Consider the following 16,707-nt stretch of genomic DNA (forward strand, 5'->3'; position numbering starts at 1 on the left):
CAACGGCCAGTTCAACCACGTCGTCAACAACACCGGCGCCCCCACCTCCGGCACCGGCACCGTCCCCTCCAACCTCGTCTCCTACCCGTAACACCCACAGTCCCTGAGGGGATCAGCCCCTGACGGGGCCTCTCCGGCCCGACGGCCGCCCACCCCAGCACCACGGGGTGGGCGGCCGTCGCGTTACGGCCCGCAGACCCCCGGCGCGGGGCCGACTCGCGCCCGGCTTCCCCCGCACCGGTGCATCCACTCGGTCGTTGCCTTGGGTGGAGCCTCCCGGTTGCCCTGGGTAGAGCCTCCCGTCCACGCCCGGCGTGGCAGCCTCGCGCCGGTGCGTCGTCCGGGTGGTCAGCTGCTCGCTATGCCTTGCGACGGCATCCGGTGAGGAGGGTGGCGACCATGTGCTTGGCGTCGGCACGGTCGTAGTCGGGGCCGGTGATGCAGAGGTTTCCGATGGCGCGCATGAGCGTGTAGGCGGTGATGCCGGGGCTGAGTTCGTCGGCGGCGGCGCAGGCGTCGAGCAAGGTCGCGCAGGCCGGGACGAGGGTGTCGAGCATGAGGGCGTGCAGGTTCTCCAGCCCCGGGTCACCGGACCCCAGGGCGGCGCCGAGGCCGTGCTTGGTCACCAGGAACTCCACGAACGCGTCCGCCCAGAGGGTCAGGGCGGTGAACGGGGAGGCTGATTCCTCCAGGAGGTGCAGCGCGAGTGCGGCGCAGGTGTCGATCTGGTGCCGGTAGACGGCGGTGACGAGGTCCGCCCGGGTCGGGAAGTTCCGGTAGATCGTGCCGATGCCGACGCCGGCGCGTTCGGCGATGTCGCGGATGGGGGCCTGAACGCCCTGGTCCACGAAGACCGCAGCTGCGGCCGCCAGCACGCCGCTGCGGGTGCGCTGCGCCTGTGCTTGGCGTACTCCGACCGGGTCCGGCACGGGATCCTCCTTTACTCGCGGAACAATGTTCCGCTAGATTGGCGGAACGTCGCTCCGCCAAATTATGGCAGAGCGATCCCCTGGAGAAAGCTCAGGTCCCCCATGTCTTCCCACCACCTCGACCAGCGGATCTTCTCGGTCAAGCCCATCACCGTCCCCGCACCCGACCGCAGCGCCGACCTGCTGGTGAAGGTCACCGCCCCACTGTCGGGCCGGAACCTGCCCGTCATCGTGTTCTCCCACGGCAACGCGTGGTCCCTGGACGGATACGAGCCCCTCGTCGACCGGTGGGCCGCAGCCGGGTTCGTCGTGGTACAGCCCACCCACCTGGACTCCCGCCGCAACGGCATCGGGTGGGAGGACCCGCGCTTCGCCACCATCTGGCGCGTCCGGATCGCCGACCTCCACGCGGTCCTCGACGGCCTCGGCGACATCCTCCTCCAGGCCGGCGGCCTGGAGACCCGCGTCGACCGTGAGCGCATCGCGGTCGTCGGCCACTCCTGGGGCGCCCAGACGGCGGGTGCGATCCTCGGCACGCGCGTGCTCGACGAGGACGGCATTCCCGGAGAGGACTTCTCCCACCCTGCGGTCTCGGCCGGCGCGCTGATCGCCGCGACCGGAACCGGCGACACGCTCACCCCGTTCGCCGCCGAGCACCTCCCGTTCATGAGGCCGGACTACTCCACCATGACGACCCCGGCCCTGGTCATCGCGGGCGGCAAGGACCAGTCGCAGCTCTCCACCCGGGGACCGGAATGGTTCACCGACGCCTACCACCGCAGCCCGTCCCCGAAGAGCCTGCTCACCATCGCCGAGGGCGAGCACACCCTGGGCGGCATCGCCGGCGAGGCGGCCGCCGAAACCACCGACGAGGACCCCGCCCGCGTCGCCCTCGTCGCCGACGCGATCTCCGCCTACCTCCTCAACGCCTTCGAGCTCGACGACACCGCGTGGACCACCCTCAACAACCCCGCTGCCGCCGCCAACGGCATGTGGAGCATCTCCAGCAAGTGAACCCCGCCGGACCGCACTGCCGACCGAGCCGGGGACGGGCGGAGCGGGCCCACGGCTCCACACCAATCGCGACCGCGCGCGCCGACGCGGAATCCGTTGCACGGTTCCGAGGAAGCCCGGCCTGATCCCCAGTCACGAGAACCGGGGTGGCTCGCGATGGCCGGAGTGAGCCTCGCCGCAGACGGGTCAAGGCGAAAGACCGGTACCAGGGCCTTCTTCGCTGCGCATCCGCATCCACACCGGCACGGGAGTTCCCGCGAGCGGACCCTGCCCGCTGCGGCGGCGAGCCCCCTGCTGTTGTCACGCCGATATCGAGGTCTCGAAGTGATCGATTAGAGTCCGGGGCGTGGCGGAAAGAGCAGCGGCTGCGTCCGGTGAGAAGTCCTTCGGGTCTGTTCTGCGCGGCCTTCGACAGAAGTGCTTCCTGACGATCGAGGGGTTGGCCGAGGCCTCGGGGGTGAGTGTTCGGGCGATCGGCGACATGGAGCGCGGGCACAGCCGGGTCCCGCGGCGGCGTACGGTGGCGGCGCTCGCGGAGGGGTTGGGGCTGGCGGACGAGGATCGCGAGGCGCTGCTCGCTGCGGCACGGTCGGCGAGTTCGGAGCAGTCGGTGGTCGCCGCGTGGACGGCGCTGCCGAGATCGGTGGGGGACTTCTCGGGACGTGAGACGGAGATGTCCCGGTTGAGAGACGCTGCGGAGCGGGCGGTCGCCGGTGCGGGGGCGTCGGTGTACGTAGTGTCGGGTCCACCGGGGTGTGGGAAGACAGCGCTTGCGCTGAAGGCGGCGGCGGATCTGGCGGAGATGTTTACTGACGGCTGCTTCGTGGTGGATCTCCACGGGGTGGAGAGTCCGGTGGATACGGGCGAAGCCCTCCTGAGACTCCTGAAGTCCCTCGGGGTGACCGAGTACCGGTTGGCGCAGTTGGATGCGTCAGGTCGGGCAGAGTTGCTGCGGTCGCTGCTGGGTGAACGCCGGTGTCTGGTGGTGTTGGACAACGCCCGTGACGAGGGGCAGGTACGACCGCTGCTGCCTGCCCGCGGGCGGAGTCTCGTACTGGTGACAAGTAGGCGGCAGCTGTCGGGCCTGGAAGACGTGGACCGACTGGCGCTGTCGGGGCTGGCGCAGGCCGAGGCGGTGGACTTGCTGCGCCGGATCCTGGGGGCGCAGCGGGCGGATGCCGAAGCCGGGGCCCTGCACGAGGTGGCGGAACTGTGCGGGCGGCTTCCGCTGGCCCTGCGTGTGGCGGGGAACTGGCTCACGGTGCGCTCCGGGTGGAGCATCGAGCATCTGGTGCATCGGCTGGCCGACGAGGAACGCAGGCTGGGCGCGCTGGCCGCAGGGGACGTGCAGGTCGAGGCGGCGTTCGAACTGTCGTACCGGCAGCTGACCGGGCAGGCGGCCCGGATGCTGCGGCTGCTGAGCGTGGTCCCGAGCCCGGACCTGACTGCTGCCTACGGCGCTGCCCTGAGCGGCACCGGGGTGTTCGAGGCTGAGGAGGTGATGACGGAACTGGTGGAGGCGGGCCTGCTCCAGGCCGCCTTCACGGGCCGCTACCAACTGCACGATCTGTTGCGACTGTTTGCCCGCGACCGGCTGCAGAAGGAAGGGGCTGCGGAGCGGGAAGCAGCCGACGAGCGGTTGCGGGAGTGGTTGTTGGACACCGCTGCGGCGGCTGGTCGCTGTTTCAAGGACGGGCCACCGACAGCCTGGCAGGGCCTGGTCCCCTTGGGGAGTGCTGAGCAGGCCCGGAGCTGGTTGGTGAGTGAGACTGCCGCCTGGTTCGCCGCCTTGCAAGGCTCGGCCGCGCGCGGTGAGCACGTCCGCGTCGTGGAGACTGCCGAAGCCCTGGACGTTCTCTGCGGCGTCTGGGACGGCTGGGGACGCTGGAGCGAGGTCTACCGCCTGTCCAGCGAGGCCGCCATCGCGCTCGGGGACCACCGCAGGCAGGCCTTCCATCTCAACAACTATGCCTGGACACTGGGATACGAGGGCAGGTATCGGGAGGCCATCGACCACGCTGACCAGGCGCTGGAGTGTGCCCGTCGGGCCGGGGACACCGCGCAGCAGGCGTGGGCCCTGATCATGGCGACATCGCCGCACAAGCAACTCGGCGAATTCCAGGCATTTTTGGACAAGTCCCGGATGGCCACGGAGCTGGCAGAAGCCGCCGGTGACCACAAGATCTGGCTGGTCTCCCTGCAGAGCTATCGAGCCGCCCTGCGCGGTTCGGGCCGCGTTGAGGAGAGCATGGCGATGCACGAGCCCCTCATGGCCTTGCTGGATGCCCCCGACTCCCCGATGAGCCAGGACATGACCGATCATGTCCGCGCCAGGGCGATCTGCGGGCTCGGCCGCGACTACGCCGCCCTGGGGCGATGGCGCGAGGCCGCCGAGCACTTTCGAAGCGGCCTTGTCCATGTGCAGCGCGTCGGCATTCCGTACGCCGAGAGCAGCATGCTCCTGGACCTTGCGGAGGTTCTGATCAAACTCGGGGAGACGGAGGAGGCCAGCACCTGCCTGCGCCGAATCCTCGCCTTCGGCGAGACGGCCAAGAGCCACGACGTGGCGATCGCGCAGACCCTCCTGGACTCCCTCCCCGCCGAGTAGCAGCGCCGCCGGCGGATCGGGCCAAGGGAGCCCGAGCGACCTCAGCGTCCGGACCGGCGGACACTCGGGCACCCGACCGACCCAGGGCCCGTTGCGGGCGGGCGACTACGGTTGACCCATGGATCAGGGGGCGGTTGGAGCAGGTGAGCCGGTTGCGCGGCCGGACCAGGTGTCGCTGGGGGTACTGGTCGCCGCAGTGCCGCGGTTCAAGGTCGACGAGGCCGCCGAGGTGTGCGGGGTGGCTGAGCGGCGCCGTCGCGGGGAGCTTCCTCCCCATGTGACCGCGTATCTGACAATGGCGCTTTTCCTGTTCGCCGATGACGGGGTTGAGCGGGTCGCGCAGAGGGTCACCGGGGCACTGTCGGAGTTCGGGATCTGGGACGCAGGGTGGAGGCCGCCGACGTCGTCGGCCATCACCCAGGCGCGCGAGCGGCTGGGCCGTGACGTTCTGCGTGAGACCTTCTACAGGGTCGCCGAGCCGGCGGCCACCGCCGAGACCCGAGGTGCATGGCTGCGGCAATGGCGGCTGACGGCCATCGACGGATTCGGCCTGGACCTGCCCGACACGGCCGAGAACGCGGCCGAATTCGGCCATGCGGGCAATGATCGGTCCCGCTCGGCGTTCCCCAAGGCCCGGGTGGTCGCCGTGGTCGAGTGCGGGTCCCACGCGTTCATGGACGCCGAGGTCGGCCCGTGGAATCGCGGCGAGAAGGCGATGGCGGCCTCCCTGTTGATCTCGATCTCCAGCGACTGGCTGCTGCTGGCCGAGCGCAGGTTCTACAGCTTCGCCACGTTCAGCGCTGCCACGATGACCGGGGCCGCGCTGTGCTGGCGAGCGCCCGCACAGCTGGTGCTCCCGGCCCTCAAAGTACTGCCGGACGGCACGTATCTGTCGGCGCTGGTGGACCCCGCGATTCGCGGCCGCGAGCGCGGGGAGCTGTTTGACGAAGCGAGATCAGGGGCGAAACCGGACCCCGCCGCAGCCCACGTGGTGCGCGTCGTCGAGTACGACGTCCCCGGCCCTGACGGTCGGGAACTGGTCCGCCTGATCACCAACATCACCGACCCCGATGCCGTGACAGCCGGTGAACTCGCCGGTGCTCATCAGAGGAGATGGGAGGAGGAGACCGCGAACGGGCTGCTCAAGAGCGTCCTGCGCGGGCCAGGGAGGGTGTTGCGGTCCAAGAGCCCGGATCTGGTCCACCAGGAGATCTGGGCCTACCTGCTGATCCACTACGCGATCAGCTCCGTCAGTACTCGTTCTTGACGACGAAGAACGAGCCGCGGATGGTGCCGGCGAGCTTCGACTTCTGGCGTGCGAACTTGAACCGGGAGGCGAGCTCCTCCGGGACGTCCATCCCTTCGGAGAGCTTGAACCCGACGGCCCGCTTCTTGGTGTCGTCGACGGTGTACATCACGTTGACCGACAGTCCGCTCTCGTAGAAGACGTAGGCCATGCGGATGTCCTCGACCTGGAAGGCCGTGGCTTCGAGCGGCCGGGAGGAGATGACGATGTCGCGTTCCTCCTTGAGGATCCGGTGCACCCAGTCGACGGCCTCCTTCGCTTCGCTCGCCGGCTCCACCGTGAAGACGTGGTCGTACTTGTTCTTGAAGTAACGGGCCTCGTTCGCCCGCAGACCGGCGAGCGCGTCCGCGACGGGCGACGACTCCAGACCGACGGTCGAGACGGTGACGAAATCCACGGTGTAGGTCATGGCAGGCGCTTTCTCATCGGCGTCGGTGGGCGACGGAGTTCTGTGTGCTGCACTCAGCGGTGCTCGGGGTTCTCGAAGTCGAAGCGGCAGCCCGCGTCCCACTCCGAGCGCTGGTTGCCGTGCGCGGGGATGCCGCCGGCGTCCTTCAGCATCCGTGCCAGGTGCAGCTGGTTCCAGGTCATGAAGGTGGTGTTCCGGTTGGTGAAGTCGTTCTCCGGACCGCCCGACCCCGGGTCCAGGTACGACGGCCCCGGCCCCGCCTCCCCCACCCAGCCCGCGTCCGCCTGCGGCGGGATCACGTACCCGAGGTGCTGCAGGCTGTAGAGCACGTTCATCGCGCAGTGCTTCGCTCCGTCCTCGTTGCCCGTGATCAGACACCCGCCGACCCGGCCGTAGTACGCGTACTGGCCGGCCCCGTTGAGGATCGACGAGCAGGCGTACAGCCGCTCGATCACCTGCTTCATCACCGAGGAGTTGTCTCCCAGCCACACGGGCCCGGCCAGCGTCAGGATGTCGGCCGACATCACCTTGTTGTAGATGACCGGCCACTCGTCCGTGTCCCAGCCGTGTTCCGTCATGTCCGGCCAGACGCCGGTGGCGATGTCGATGTCCACCGCCCGCAGGACCTCGACCTGGACGCCCTGGCGCTCCATGATGCCCTGGCTCACGTCGATCAGCCCCTGGGTGTGGCTGCGCTCCGGGGATCGCTTCAGGGTGCAGTTGATCACCAGGGCACGCAGATCCCGGTAGGACGTTCCACCGTCGGCCATCGCACATCTCCTTCGGACAGCTCGGACGGCCGGCGCCCGGCCGCCGAAACGGCAGGCCTCGACCCGGCCACGGACTCACTCCACCAGCCCCGCCGCCGAGGCGCCCGCCTTGCTGGGCCACCTGCCCGAATCGCTCCTCCCCCGGTGGGCCCGGCGCCCACTCTGAGCAGCCCGCCGCAGCCCCCTCTCCCTGGCCGCCAGGGGCCTCGGTGAAACGCGGAAGCCGCCCCCGGCAAAGGCCGCGGCGAACGCCCTCCGCACCGGCGGGCCCGTATCGGCTACTGTCTGCCACCATGCAGAAGATCACACAGCTTGTGGCGGGCATCGCCCTCGCCGGCGCGCCCGCGCTGGTGGCGGGATGTTCCTCCGCTCCGCCGACGGCCACCCCCACTGTCGCCCGCCCCGCTTCGTCGGCACCCACGACGGCATCACCGTCACCTTCCGTGACAGGGCAGCCGGTAGTGGCAGGCTGGGCGCAGTCCGCCGCGGCCGGCGCCGCCGCCGTCATCGACATCCGCTACCGCGGCGGCCTGCCGTCCCCGGAGACGTGCGCCACGCAGTGGAACGCGATGTCACCGGCGAAGCAGGCGAGCCTGGACCGTGACGGCTTCGACATCGGCTGCTACGGCGAATCCCGGCCGGACGTCGTCACCTTCGCTCCCGGCAGCGGCCCGAGCCCCACCGGAACTCCCTGACCTCCGGGATGCGGGCCGTCGGCGGTGCACCGGCGGACTCGGCGGGGGCGGCCGTCGTCGCCCCTGCGACGCGGCAACCGGTCGCAGGGGCGGAACCGCGAGGGACTACGGTCGCCAGACCACGGCCAGGTGGGACGCGTACATGGCGCCGCCGTGGAGCAGTTGGACCCCGGCGACGAGACCGGCGTCGTTGACGAACAGGGCGGCCGCGTACTGCTCGCCCCCGGCGAGCGGCAGCGCGGTGGCCGTCCCGTCGGGGCTCCAGCGCACCGCCTGCTGGTACTCGCGGGCGGGAATACCGCTCCAGGTGTATCCGACGACGACGGCGGCGGCGTTGATGCCGCTGGGAACGGTGCCCGCTGCACCGGCGGGCGCCCCGAGCGTCCTGCGCGCACCGTCGGGGCGCCAGAGGGCCGCGTCCTGCCGGGCGGTGTCCGGGTCGGCGGGCGGCACGGTGCCCGCGACGTGGCCCGAGGCGTTGAGCACCGTGGCGCTGGTGCCCGCGCCCAGATCCCGGCGGCTGTGGCCGGCGCCCCAGACCAGGGCGTGCCCGGCACCGGAGTCGGGATCCGCCGTCCCGCCACCGATCACGGTGCCCGCGTCGTTGATGCCGGTGGCGGACGTGTAGCGGTAGGCCGGCGGTGCACCGAGGGCGGTGACGGCCCCGCCGGGGCTCCAGACCACGGCGTGCCGGGGGTCGAGGGAGCCGGCCCCCGCGGAGTAACCGACCACCGTGCCGGAGCTGTTGACCGCGGTGGCGACGGTGCGGACATCGCCGGCGAGCGCGGCGAGCGCGACCACCGTGCCGTCCGGGCGCCAGGCCACGGCGTGCTCCTGTCCCGCGTCGTTCCAGGAGAACCCGACCGCGGTTCCGCCGCGGTTGACCGCGGTGGGCCGGCTGTACAGGTCGCCGGGCAGCGCCGCCAGGGCGGCGGGGGCGGCACCGGGGGCCCAGCGCACGGCGTGTCCGCTGCCCGGCAGGCCGGACTGCCAGGAGAACCCGACCACGGTGCCCGCGTCGTTGAGCGCGACGGTCCTGCCGTAGTGGTCGCCGGGGAGCGGGTCGAGGACGGCGACGGTGTGGTCGTTGTCCCAGCGCACCGCGCGGGGACCGTCACCGGGGCTGCCGGAGGACACGCTCCCGATGACGACGCCGAGCCTGTTGACCCCGGTGGGGTCGCCGTAGGGGGCGCCGGGCGGGGTGGGCAGCACGACGGCCACGGAGGGTGCCGTGCCAGGGCCGGCGGCGGCCGCGCTGGGTACGGCCGGCGCCGCGAGGGCGACGGCGGCCGTGGCGGTGGCCACCGCCACGGCGGCCCGTAACGCGCCGGTGGTGCGGAAGATCGCTCGGGTGGCTGCGGGTGTGCTCATGACGTTCGGTTCCTGTCTCGTCGACTGTGCGGATCGGCTGGACGGTGACTGGACGGGTCGGCTGGCGCCGACCCTCATGAACTGCCTACGGTGCGAGGGTCGTTGACGTGACGTACGGCGGCACCGGCCGGCCCTGACCGACGCCCGGTGCGGGCTCCAGTCTCCGCCACTCAGGGGCGCACCCGCAGGCCGATCGGCAAGCTGCTGCCGGGACGCAGGACACGGCGCGCGTGGGATGCCGGGCCGGGCCACTGGCCTGGATGGCGTCGAACGGCCTGCGCCGGCTGGAGCTCGTCGGCGGCAGTCAACTCGCCCACGGCAGAAGCTCGCACCGGTCACCCGGCTGACCGGCGGCGGCTCACCTGCCCGGGTGCCGGGTGAGCCCGACGGCTGCCCGCCTCACGGCGATCCCGTCATCGGGCGCGAGCGCGCCGACCCGGTCCGCGCAGGATCGTGCCCGGCGCCGGCGGCCGCGTCAGCGTCCGGCTGGAGGCCGTCGACACGCTGGAGACCCACGACCTCGGTCACGGGGCGGAGGTCCACCAGCCCCTGCTCCTCGCCCACGCCGCCGCCGAGCTGCTGAACCGGCTCGGCTTCACGGACGTGGACCGCACCCCGGACGCGGCGGTCACCGCCACGTCCGACCGGGTGCCGCATGATTCCGTCGATCACCTGCCGGTGATCGACCGGTGATCGACGGAATCCTCCACACCGCCCGTTACTCGCCGGTAGGAACGGCCGCAGCCGCTCCCACTCCCCCGTCCGACAGATCGCCGCGCTCCCGCCCCGTGGTCGGACCGACGGGTCGATCAGGCGACGGTCGCACGATCGGCCGGACAGCTCCTAGTGGGCGGTGCAGGTGAGCGTGGGTGCGCCGTTGTCCCCGCTGTAGGTGCCCAGGAAGCCGAAGGTGGTGGTGGCGCCGGCCGACAGGGTGCCGTTGTAGTCGGCGTTGAGAGCGCTCACCGCCGTGCCGGTCTGGGTGGCCTTGGCGTTCCAGGCGCTGGTGATCCTCTGGTTGCCGGAGTAGGTCCAGGTGACCTTCCAGGAGGTGACGGCACCGGCGCCGGCCTTGACGGTGACGTCCGCGGTGAAGCCGCTGCCCCAGGAGTTGGTGGTGGTGTAGGTCGCGGTGCAGCCGGTGGCGGTCGGGGCCGTGGTGACCGTGACGGGTGCGGAGGCGGCGGAGGTGTTGCCTGCGGCGTCCTTGGCCCTGACCGTGTAGGTGTAGGCGGTGGCGGCGGTCAGGCCGGTGTCGGCGTACGAGGTTCCGGCCGTCGTGCCGGCCAGGGTGGCGCCGCGGTAGACGTCGTAGCCGGTGACGCCGACGTTGTCGGTGGCAGCCGACCACGTCAGGGTGACGCCGGTGGAGGTGGCGGCGCCGGCCAGGCCGGTGGGTACGCTCGGCGCGGTGGTGTCGCCGTTGCCGCCGTAGTGCTTGAAGTCGCCGACCTCGTCCAGGGTGATGACGTGCGGGTCGTTGTAGACCCGCTTGAGGAAGTCGGCCGAGTTGCTGGCCCCGTCGGTGACGAAGGAGCCCGACCAGGCCACGAAGTACGACCAGTCCGCCTGGTAGGCGCGGGTCAGCTCCGGGTCGGGGATGGTGCCGACCTCGGCGAGCGCCGCGAGCTTGGTGTCGCCGGTCAGCGACAGGAGGCGGTCGTAGGTCAGGGCGACCGGGCCGTGGTCGCCCGCGGCCGGGTAGGAGTCGGTGCTGACGATGTCGACCACGTCGTCACCGGGGTACCAGGCCGGGTCAACCGAGTTCCACACCCACACCAGGTTGTGCAGGCCGTGCAGCCCCGTCAGCCGGTCGTACATCAGCCGGTACAGCTCCTTGGCCGGGCCCGGGCCCTTGGCGCCCCACCAGAACCAGCCGCCCTCGGCCTCGTGCAGCGGCCGCCACAGCACCGGCACGCCCGCGTCCTGGAGCCGCTTCAGCTGTACGGCGGCGGCGTCGATGTCGCGCAGCAGCAACCGGTAGTCCTCCGAGGAGGGGTCGGCCAGCGCCGCGGCGAGGTCGAAGGTGGTGGCGTCGGTGTAGAAGCCGCGCCACCACTCCTTGCCCGGCTGGTCGATCAGGTGGCTGGGGGCGTTCCAGTGCCAGACCAGGCTGACGATGCCGCCGCGCGCGTCCCAGGCCAGGGCGTTCTCGGTCTCCTGGGAGGTGGCGCCGCGTTCCACCCGGCTGGGCGAGTAGTCCATCAGGTCGAGGCCCTCGATCGCCGGGGCCCGGCCGGTGGTGTTCTCCACCCACTGCTCACTGGCGGTGTCCTGCTGACCGCTGAGGATGTCCTTGCCGTAGTGCCCGGCCAGATAGGACATCAGGGAACTCGCCTGTGGGGTGGCCTGAGGGTCGGTCAGAGCACCGGTCACCGCGTGCGGTGCACGCGGCGGCACCGGGGCCAGCGTGATCGAGTCGATGCCGTACCAGCCCCAGTCGTTGGTCACCGTCACGGAGTTGGCCCCTGCCCGGAGCAGGACCTTGCCGGCCGCCGCGTCCGCGAACGCGCCCGCGGTGTCGGGCAGCGAAACCTCGCCGAGGCCACTGCCGTTGACCTGCAGGGCCGCCTTCTTGTCGCCGTACGGGGAGCGGTAGCGGATGGACAGCGCGAACAGCCCGCCGGGGCTGTCGGGCACCGTCACGGTGACGCTGTCGGTCTCGGTGTCGAAACCCTCGACATAGCCGGTGCCCTGATATCCGGGTGCGTCCGTGCCGACGGTGACACCGTTCAGGGTGCCGTTCTCCGCCTGGTACACCTGGACGGGTGCCGGGTCGGCTGCGGACGCGCTGCCGGCGGCAAGGGCCGCACCCGCCGGAAGGATGAGCAGAAGGGACAGGATCAGCCGCAGGGATCTGCGGCGGCGTGGCGTGTGGGGCGACACGTGGTCCTCCAATAGGGGTTTCCTGCTGAGCCGTTATTCCATGGGAGCGCTCCCATAGAGCCAGAGCGAAGCGCGCCCGTCAATGGGTCGGCACCTGGATCTCACATCACGGCAGCACGGCCGAGGGCTGCGACAGCAGCTCGGGAATCACCGGGAGTTGGGCCCCGGTCGGCCTGCCTGCGGCGGCTCCGGGCCGGCCGGGGTGCGGCGCGGCCGTTGCCGCCCCGCACCCCTGCCAGGTCAGCGGGGGTCCAGACCCGTCAGCATCTCCGGCAACTCCCGGCTGTGGATGACCCCGAGGCTCTTCGTCGCGCGGGTGAGCGCGACGTAGAGGTCGTTCACCCCGCGATTGTGGGCCGCGAGGATCTCCGCGGGCTCCACCACGAGGACGGCGTCGAACTCCAGCCCCTTGGCCTGGGCCGCCGTCATCAGGACGACGGGCGAGTCCAGCGCCGAGGCGTCGCCGGCAACCACCACGCCGTCCAACTCGGCCAGGGTGTCGATCAGTTCGGCCGGCAGATCCGGCGCGTGGATGACCGCCGTCCGGCCGCCGTCCCACGCCGCGATCTCCTTCTCCACGGCGGCACGCAGCGCCGGCCCCCGGTCGTCCTCGGGGATCCGCAGGCTCCACGGGGGAATCCCGCCGCTGCGCACCGCACGGGGAGCGGCGAGCGCCGGGCTGACCGCCCGCAGGACGCCCTCGGTGACCCGCATGATCTCCGCCGGAGTACGGTAGTTGACGGTGAGCTCGACCGTGCGCCAGCGTCCCGCCGTGTACTCCTCCAACGCCTCGCCCCAGGAGTTCAGCCCGGCGGGTGCGCCGGTCTGCGCCAGGTCGCCCACGATCGTCATGGAACGGCCGGGGCACCGGCGGGTCAGCAACCGCCAGGCCATCGGGGAGAGTTCCTGCGCCTCGTCCACGATCACGTGGCCGTAGCCCCAGGTCCGGTCCTCGGCCGCGCGCTCGGCCAGCGGGCGCAGCTCCGGGTCACCACGGTACTGGCGCACCAGCATCTCCGCGTCGATCTCGGCCAGCCCGTTGCCGAAGTCCTCCAGGACGACCTTCGCGAACTCCAGGTCCTCGGCCTCATCGGCGGCTTCGGCCTGACGGGACTTGGTGCTGCCGGGAAGCGGGCCGAGCAGTTCGGCGGCCTCGTCGAGCAGCGGCACGTCGTCGGTGGTCCAGGGGGCGGACTCCGCGTCCGGGAGCGGGGGTTCGCGCAGCAGGGCGGCGCGTTCGGCGGCGGAGAAGTCCGGCATGGCCGCCGCCAGCAGCTCCGGGGAGCCGAACAGGGTCGTGAGCAGCTGCTCCGGGCTCACCAGCGGCCACAGCTTCTCGGCCACCGCCTGGAACTCGGGCTCCTTGACGAGCGCGTCGGCGAGGTCCGCCACGTCGTCCAGGTCCATGTTTCCGCCCCGGTCCCTGGCGATCCGCAGGGCCAGCTCCGAGGAGAGCCGCTCGACCAGGTCGGGCCGGGCCGCGTTGTGGGGCTCGCCGGTCCGGTGCGCGGCGGCCTGGGCCCGCAGGCCGAGGGCCCGGCCGATCTGGAGCTCCACCTCCTGGGGCGACCTCCTGCCCACGGTGATGGTCCAGGCGTCGTCCTCCTCCGGCAGCTGCCGGAGGCTCTCCAGGGCCGCGACGAGTACGCCGGCCATCCGTGCGTCGCCCTTGACGGCGGCCGCCTCGGGCGTCTCCGTGTCGGCAGCGGTCACGCCCGGGTAGAGCGTGCCGATGCTGCTCAGCACGACCTCGCTCTCGCCGAGCGCGGGGAGCACCTGGTCGATGTAGCGCAGGAACATCGTGTTCGGCCCGATGACCAGCACGCCGCGCTTGGCCAGCCGGTCGCGGTGGGTGTACAGCAGGTAGGCGGCGCGGTGCAGGGCGACCACGGTCTTGCCCGTGCCCGGACCGCCCTGCACGACGAGCACGCCGCCGAGCTCGGAGCGGATGACCCGGTCCTGCTCGGCCTGGATGGTGGAGACGATGTCGCCCATCCGCCCCGTCCGGGCCGCCGTCAGCGAGGCGAGCAGGGCCGTCTCCCCGCTCAGCTCGGAGCTGTCCCGGCCCTCCAGGGCGCTCACCCCGAAGGCGTCGTCGTCGAAGTCGACGATGGTGCGGTCCTTGCTCCGCAGGTGCCGTCGCCCTGACACACCGCCCGGCGCGGCGGGCGTCGCCCGGTAGAACGGCTCCGCCGCCGACGCCCGCCAGTCGGTGAGGAGCGGCTCGTGGTCGTCGTCCGCCAGGGCGATCCGGCCGATGTAGCGCCGCTCGCCGTCCTCGTTCTCGATCCGGCCGAAGCAGAGCCCGTACTCGGCGGCGTACAGCTCCGAGAGCCGGCGGGTGTGGTGGAACTCCAGTGTGTCGCGCTCCATCCGGGACTGGAGCGTTCCGCCCTTCTCCTGGAGGTGGACCTCCCGCAGCCGGGCCGTCGCGAGTTCACGCCGGTTCTCCAGGCGGTCGTACAGCTTTCCGACGTACTCGTTCTCCGCTCGCAGCTCCCGGGCCCGCCAGCCGTCGGCGGCCTGTGCGCCGTCGCCGCCCGGGTCCGTCCCGGTCCCGGCTCCGGCGTCGACGATCGCATTCACTTCGGACGAGGACGAGGACGAGGAGGGAGAAGCGGAGGAGGAGAACGGGGAAGAGGAGGACGAAGACGACGCGGGGACCAAGACCAGCTCCATTGACTCAGGACTCCCAATTGACCGGGCAATTGGGGGCTGCGGCGGAATGACCGCCATTACGGCACAACAAAATCCGGGCACTACTGCCTATGCTGTCCGGCGCGATGATTCCGCGTGGTTCACGCGGACACCGGCCGCCCGTCCCGGCCGGCCACGTCGGGCAGCGGCTTCGCGGCCACCGCCTTCGCCCCAGGGCCGTTCTCCGCGCCGCCGACAGTGACCCGACCGGCCCAGTATGGCCGGTCCGCGATCTGTGGTACCACCACCTGAGGTGCGCCGGCCCGGGCGGCCGCCCTCGGTTCGACGGCCCCGCGCGACCCGTACGTCGACAACAGCACACGCATTCGCGACTCCCATTTCCGCGGATTCCGGCTTCGAAGAGTGATTCTGCGGTATGGCGGGGGCCTTGCCGCAAGCCCCCCGCTGCGCTATAAGTTGGGAGTGGAAAGGAGTGGGTGCTCCTCTTTTCCCGGATCATCGCTCCTGCCGGGCCGCGTCCAGTGGGCGCGGCTGCACGGCGACGGCCGAAGGCCCGCATCGGCGGGCCCTGGACGCTCCGGATCCACCAGGCCGGCCGACGGAAAGCACCCTACGGCGTCATCGGCTCCGCCTGCGAACGCCGCCCGGCCCGGGCCCACGCCCAGGAGCCCGCGCCCACCAGCAGAGCCACCCCCAACGCGTACACCGGCAGCCAACTGGTCGTCGTCGACGCCAGGCAGTCGGCGACGGCCTGGCGGCTCTGCTCGTGCTGCGCGTAGGCCAACGCGGCACCGTCACGACCGGCCAGCTCCCCCAGCGCGGCCTCCGTCAGCAGACTCTCGTACCGACCGGACTGCACGCACGCCTGCCGCGCGCCCGGCGCAGGGAACAGCCAGTCCCAGCGCTGCAGGGCGGGAGCCACCGCCAGGGCCACGCACAGGCCGACGACCAGCGAGTACGCCAGCAGACTCCACGCATAGGCAGCCCGCCGGCCCGGTACCGGGATCGGCACCCGCCCGAAGGACAGGACGACGGCGAGAAGCGTCACACCGAGATAGGTGGAGAACCACTGCCACGAGCCCTGCGCGAGCGCGAACGCCAGCACCACGGCCAGCGCCGTCCCCAGCACACCGGGATCGCCGGCCATCCGCGCCGCGCCCACGGGCCCGGGTCCAGGGCCGGGAACATCTCGACGACCGCGCCCGATCACACGCTCTCCCGCTCTCCCGGCCACCTCCGAAGCACCAGCGTCCCGCCGACACCCGCCACCACGTCCGGCAGCCACACCGGTACGCCCCCGACCCCACCCACCCGGCCCAGCCGCGGCGGAGCACCTGGCAGAGCCGTTCGCGGTGTCCGACCCGATCACCGGTGGCCGGTAGCCGGTAGCCGGCGGAAGGTACCCGGTGGCCGGCCGGCGCCGGTGCGGCCGGGGTCAGCCCGGTGTGCGCGTCCGCAGCATCAGGTCGAGGGAGTCGATGACCCAGGACCAGGACTCCTGCGGGTCGACGGCGGTGTGGCTGAAGCTGCCGCCGGTCTCCAGGCTGACGTAGCCGTGGAAGACGCTGCCCAGCATGCGGACGGCGTGCGTCTGGTCCGGCTCGTCGAGGTCGTAGCCGCGCAGGATCGCGCGGGTCATCTGCGCGTGCCGCACCCCGGCGCTGGCGGCCGCCGTCTGCGGGTCGAGCGGGAACCGCGTGGCGGCGTAGCGGCCGGGGTGCTCCCGGGCGTAGTCGCGGTAGGCGTCCGCGAAGGCGGCCAGGGCGTCCTTGCCGGCCCGCCCGGCCACTGCGGCGGAGACCCGGTCGGCCAGTTCCTCCAGGGCGAACAGGGCGATCCGGGTCCTGAGGTCCTGGGAGTTCTTCAGGTGCGAGTACAGGCTCGCCACCTTGACGTCGAAGCGCCTGGCGAGCTCCGACACGGTCACCTGGTCGAAGCCCAGTTCGTCGGCCAGCTCCGCCGCCGCCCGGGTCAGCCGTTCCGCGGTCAGCCCTGCGCGCACCATAGCGTTCCTCCCGTTTGCCTGTAGGCAGTATCTATTTGCCTAAAGCCTTTAGGCAA

The 16,707-nt window shown here is 71.6% G+C and carries 13 protein-coding genes and 1 pseudogene; 5 read left to right on the forward strand and 9 right to left on the reverse strand.

Translation table 11 applies throughout. The features are described 5' to 3' along the window. Nucleotides 1–359: 359 nt before the first annotated feature. Nucleotides 360–929: a TetR/AcrR family transcriptional regulator gene (locus ACFUK0_RS14795; RefSeq protein ID WP_380249951.1), complete on the reverse strand. Its 570-nt coding sequence runs from the start codon at nt 927–929 to the stop codon at nt 360–362. 102 nt (nt 930–1,031) lie between these two features. On the opposite strand from ACFUK0_RS14795, the gene ACFUK0_RS14800 reads away from it, so the two are divergent. From ACFUK0_RS14800 to ACFUK0_RS14810, 3 genes are all read left to right on the forward strand, one after another. Continuing rightward, a complete protein-coding gene (locus ACFUK0_RS14800) occupies nt 1,032–1,943 on the forward strand; it encodes an alpha/beta hydrolase family protein (protein WP_380249953.1) in 912 nt (303 codons plus the stop codon). Nucleotides 1,944–2,289: 346 nt separating this feature from the next. Next, the gene (locus tag ACFUK0_RS14805) at nt 2,290–4,551 is read left to right on the forward strand and encodes an NB-ARC domain-containing protein (protein WP_380249955.1); all 2,262 of its coding nucleotides are present in this window, start codon (nt 2,290–2,292) and stop codon (nt 4,549–4,551) included. Between the two features lie 118 nt (nt 4,552–4,669). Then, nucleotides 4,670–5,818, forward strand: coding sequence for an IS4 family transposase (locus ACFUK0_RS14810; protein WP_380249957.1), 1,149 nt, complete (start codon nt 4,670–4,672; stop codon nt 5,816–5,818). On the opposite strand, the gene ACFUK0_RS14815 is transcribed toward ACFUK0_RS14810, so the two are convergent. Further along, entirely contained in the window at nt 5,802–6,266 is a 465-nt protein-coding gene (locus ACFUK0_RS14815; protein WP_380249959.1) for a phage tail protein, read from the reverse strand. The genes ACFUK0_RS14810 and ACFUK0_RS14815 overlap by 17 nt on opposite strands. Before the next feature lie 53 nt (nt 6,267–6,319). Continuing rightward, the gene (locus ACFUK0_RS14820) at nt 6,320–7,036 is read right to left on the reverse strand and encodes a flavodoxin family protein (RefSeq protein ID WP_380249961.1); all 717 of its coding nucleotides are present in this window, start codon (nt 7,034–7,036) and stop codon (nt 6,320–6,322) included. Nucleotides 7,037–7,479: 443 nt separating this feature from the next. On the opposite strand from ACFUK0_RS14820, the gene ACFUK0_RS14825 reads away from it, so the two are divergent. Next, nucleotides 7,480–7,731 carry a hypothetical protein gene (locus tag ACFUK0_RS14825; protein WP_380249963.1) on the forward strand — a complete coding sequence of 84 codons (252 nt, stop codon included), beginning with the start codon at nt 7,480–7,482 and terminating at the stop codon, nt 7,729–7,731. Nucleotides 7,732–7,836: 105 nt separating this feature from the next. Here the strand turns inward: ACFUK0_RS14825 and ACFUK0_RS14830 are convergent, their stop codons facing one another. Beyond that, a complete protein-coding gene (locus ACFUK0_RS14830; protein ID WP_380249965.1) occupies nt 7,837–9,102 on the reverse strand; it encodes a hypothetical protein in 1,266 nt (421 codons plus the stop codon). 453 nt (nt 9,103–9,555) lie between these two features. On the opposite strand from ACFUK0_RS14830, the gene ACFUK0_RS14835 reads away from it, so the two are divergent. Then, a complete protein-coding gene (locus ACFUK0_RS14835) occupies nt 9,556–9,795 on the forward strand; it encodes a hypothetical protein (RefSeq protein ID WP_380249967.1) in 240 nt (79 codons plus the stop codon). Between the two features lie 150 nt (nt 9,796–9,945). Here ACFUK0_RS14835 and ACFUK0_RS14840 read toward each other — a convergent pair whose 3' ends face one another. The 5 genes and pseudogenes from ACFUK0_RS14840 to ACFUK0_RS14860 form a co-directional block, all read right to left on the reverse strand. Beyond that, nucleotides 9,946–11,988, reverse strand: coding sequence for a glycosyl hydrolase (locus ACFUK0_RS14840; RefSeq protein ID WP_380249969.1), 2,043 nt, complete (start codon nt 11,986–11,988; stop codon nt 9,946–9,948). A gap of 240 nt (nt 11,989–12,228) precedes the next feature. After that, a complete protein-coding gene (locus ACFUK0_RS14845) occupies nt 12,229–14,574 on the reverse strand; it encodes a HelD family protein (RefSeq protein WP_380249971.1) in 2,346 nt (781 codons plus the stop codon). 284 nt (nt 14,575–14,858) lie between these two features. Beyond that, nucleotides 14,859–14,978: pseudogene (locus ACFUK0_RS14850) on the reverse strand (glycosyltransferase); the annotation flags it as partial. 278 nt (nt 14,979–15,256) lie between these two features. Continuing rightward, the gene (locus ACFUK0_RS14855; protein WP_380249973.1) at nt 15,257–15,793 is read right to left on the reverse strand and encodes a hypothetical protein; all 537 of its coding nucleotides are present in this window, start codon (nt 15,791–15,793) and stop codon (nt 15,257–15,259) included. 288 nt (nt 15,794–16,081) lie between these two features. After that, complete coding sequence (locus tag ACFUK0_RS14860) at nt 16,082–16,651, reverse strand: TetR/AcrR family transcriptional regulator (RefSeq protein ID WP_380249975.1); 570 nt, start codon at nt 16,649–16,651, stop codon at nt 16,082–16,084. Between the last annotated feature and the right edge of the window lie 56 nt (nt 16,652–16,707).

It is taken from the genome of Kitasatospora sp. NPDC057223, from assembly GCF_042669755.1.
Classification (GTDB): domain Bacteria; phylum Actinomycetota; class Actinomycetes; order Streptomycetales; family Streptomycetaceae; genus Kitasatospora.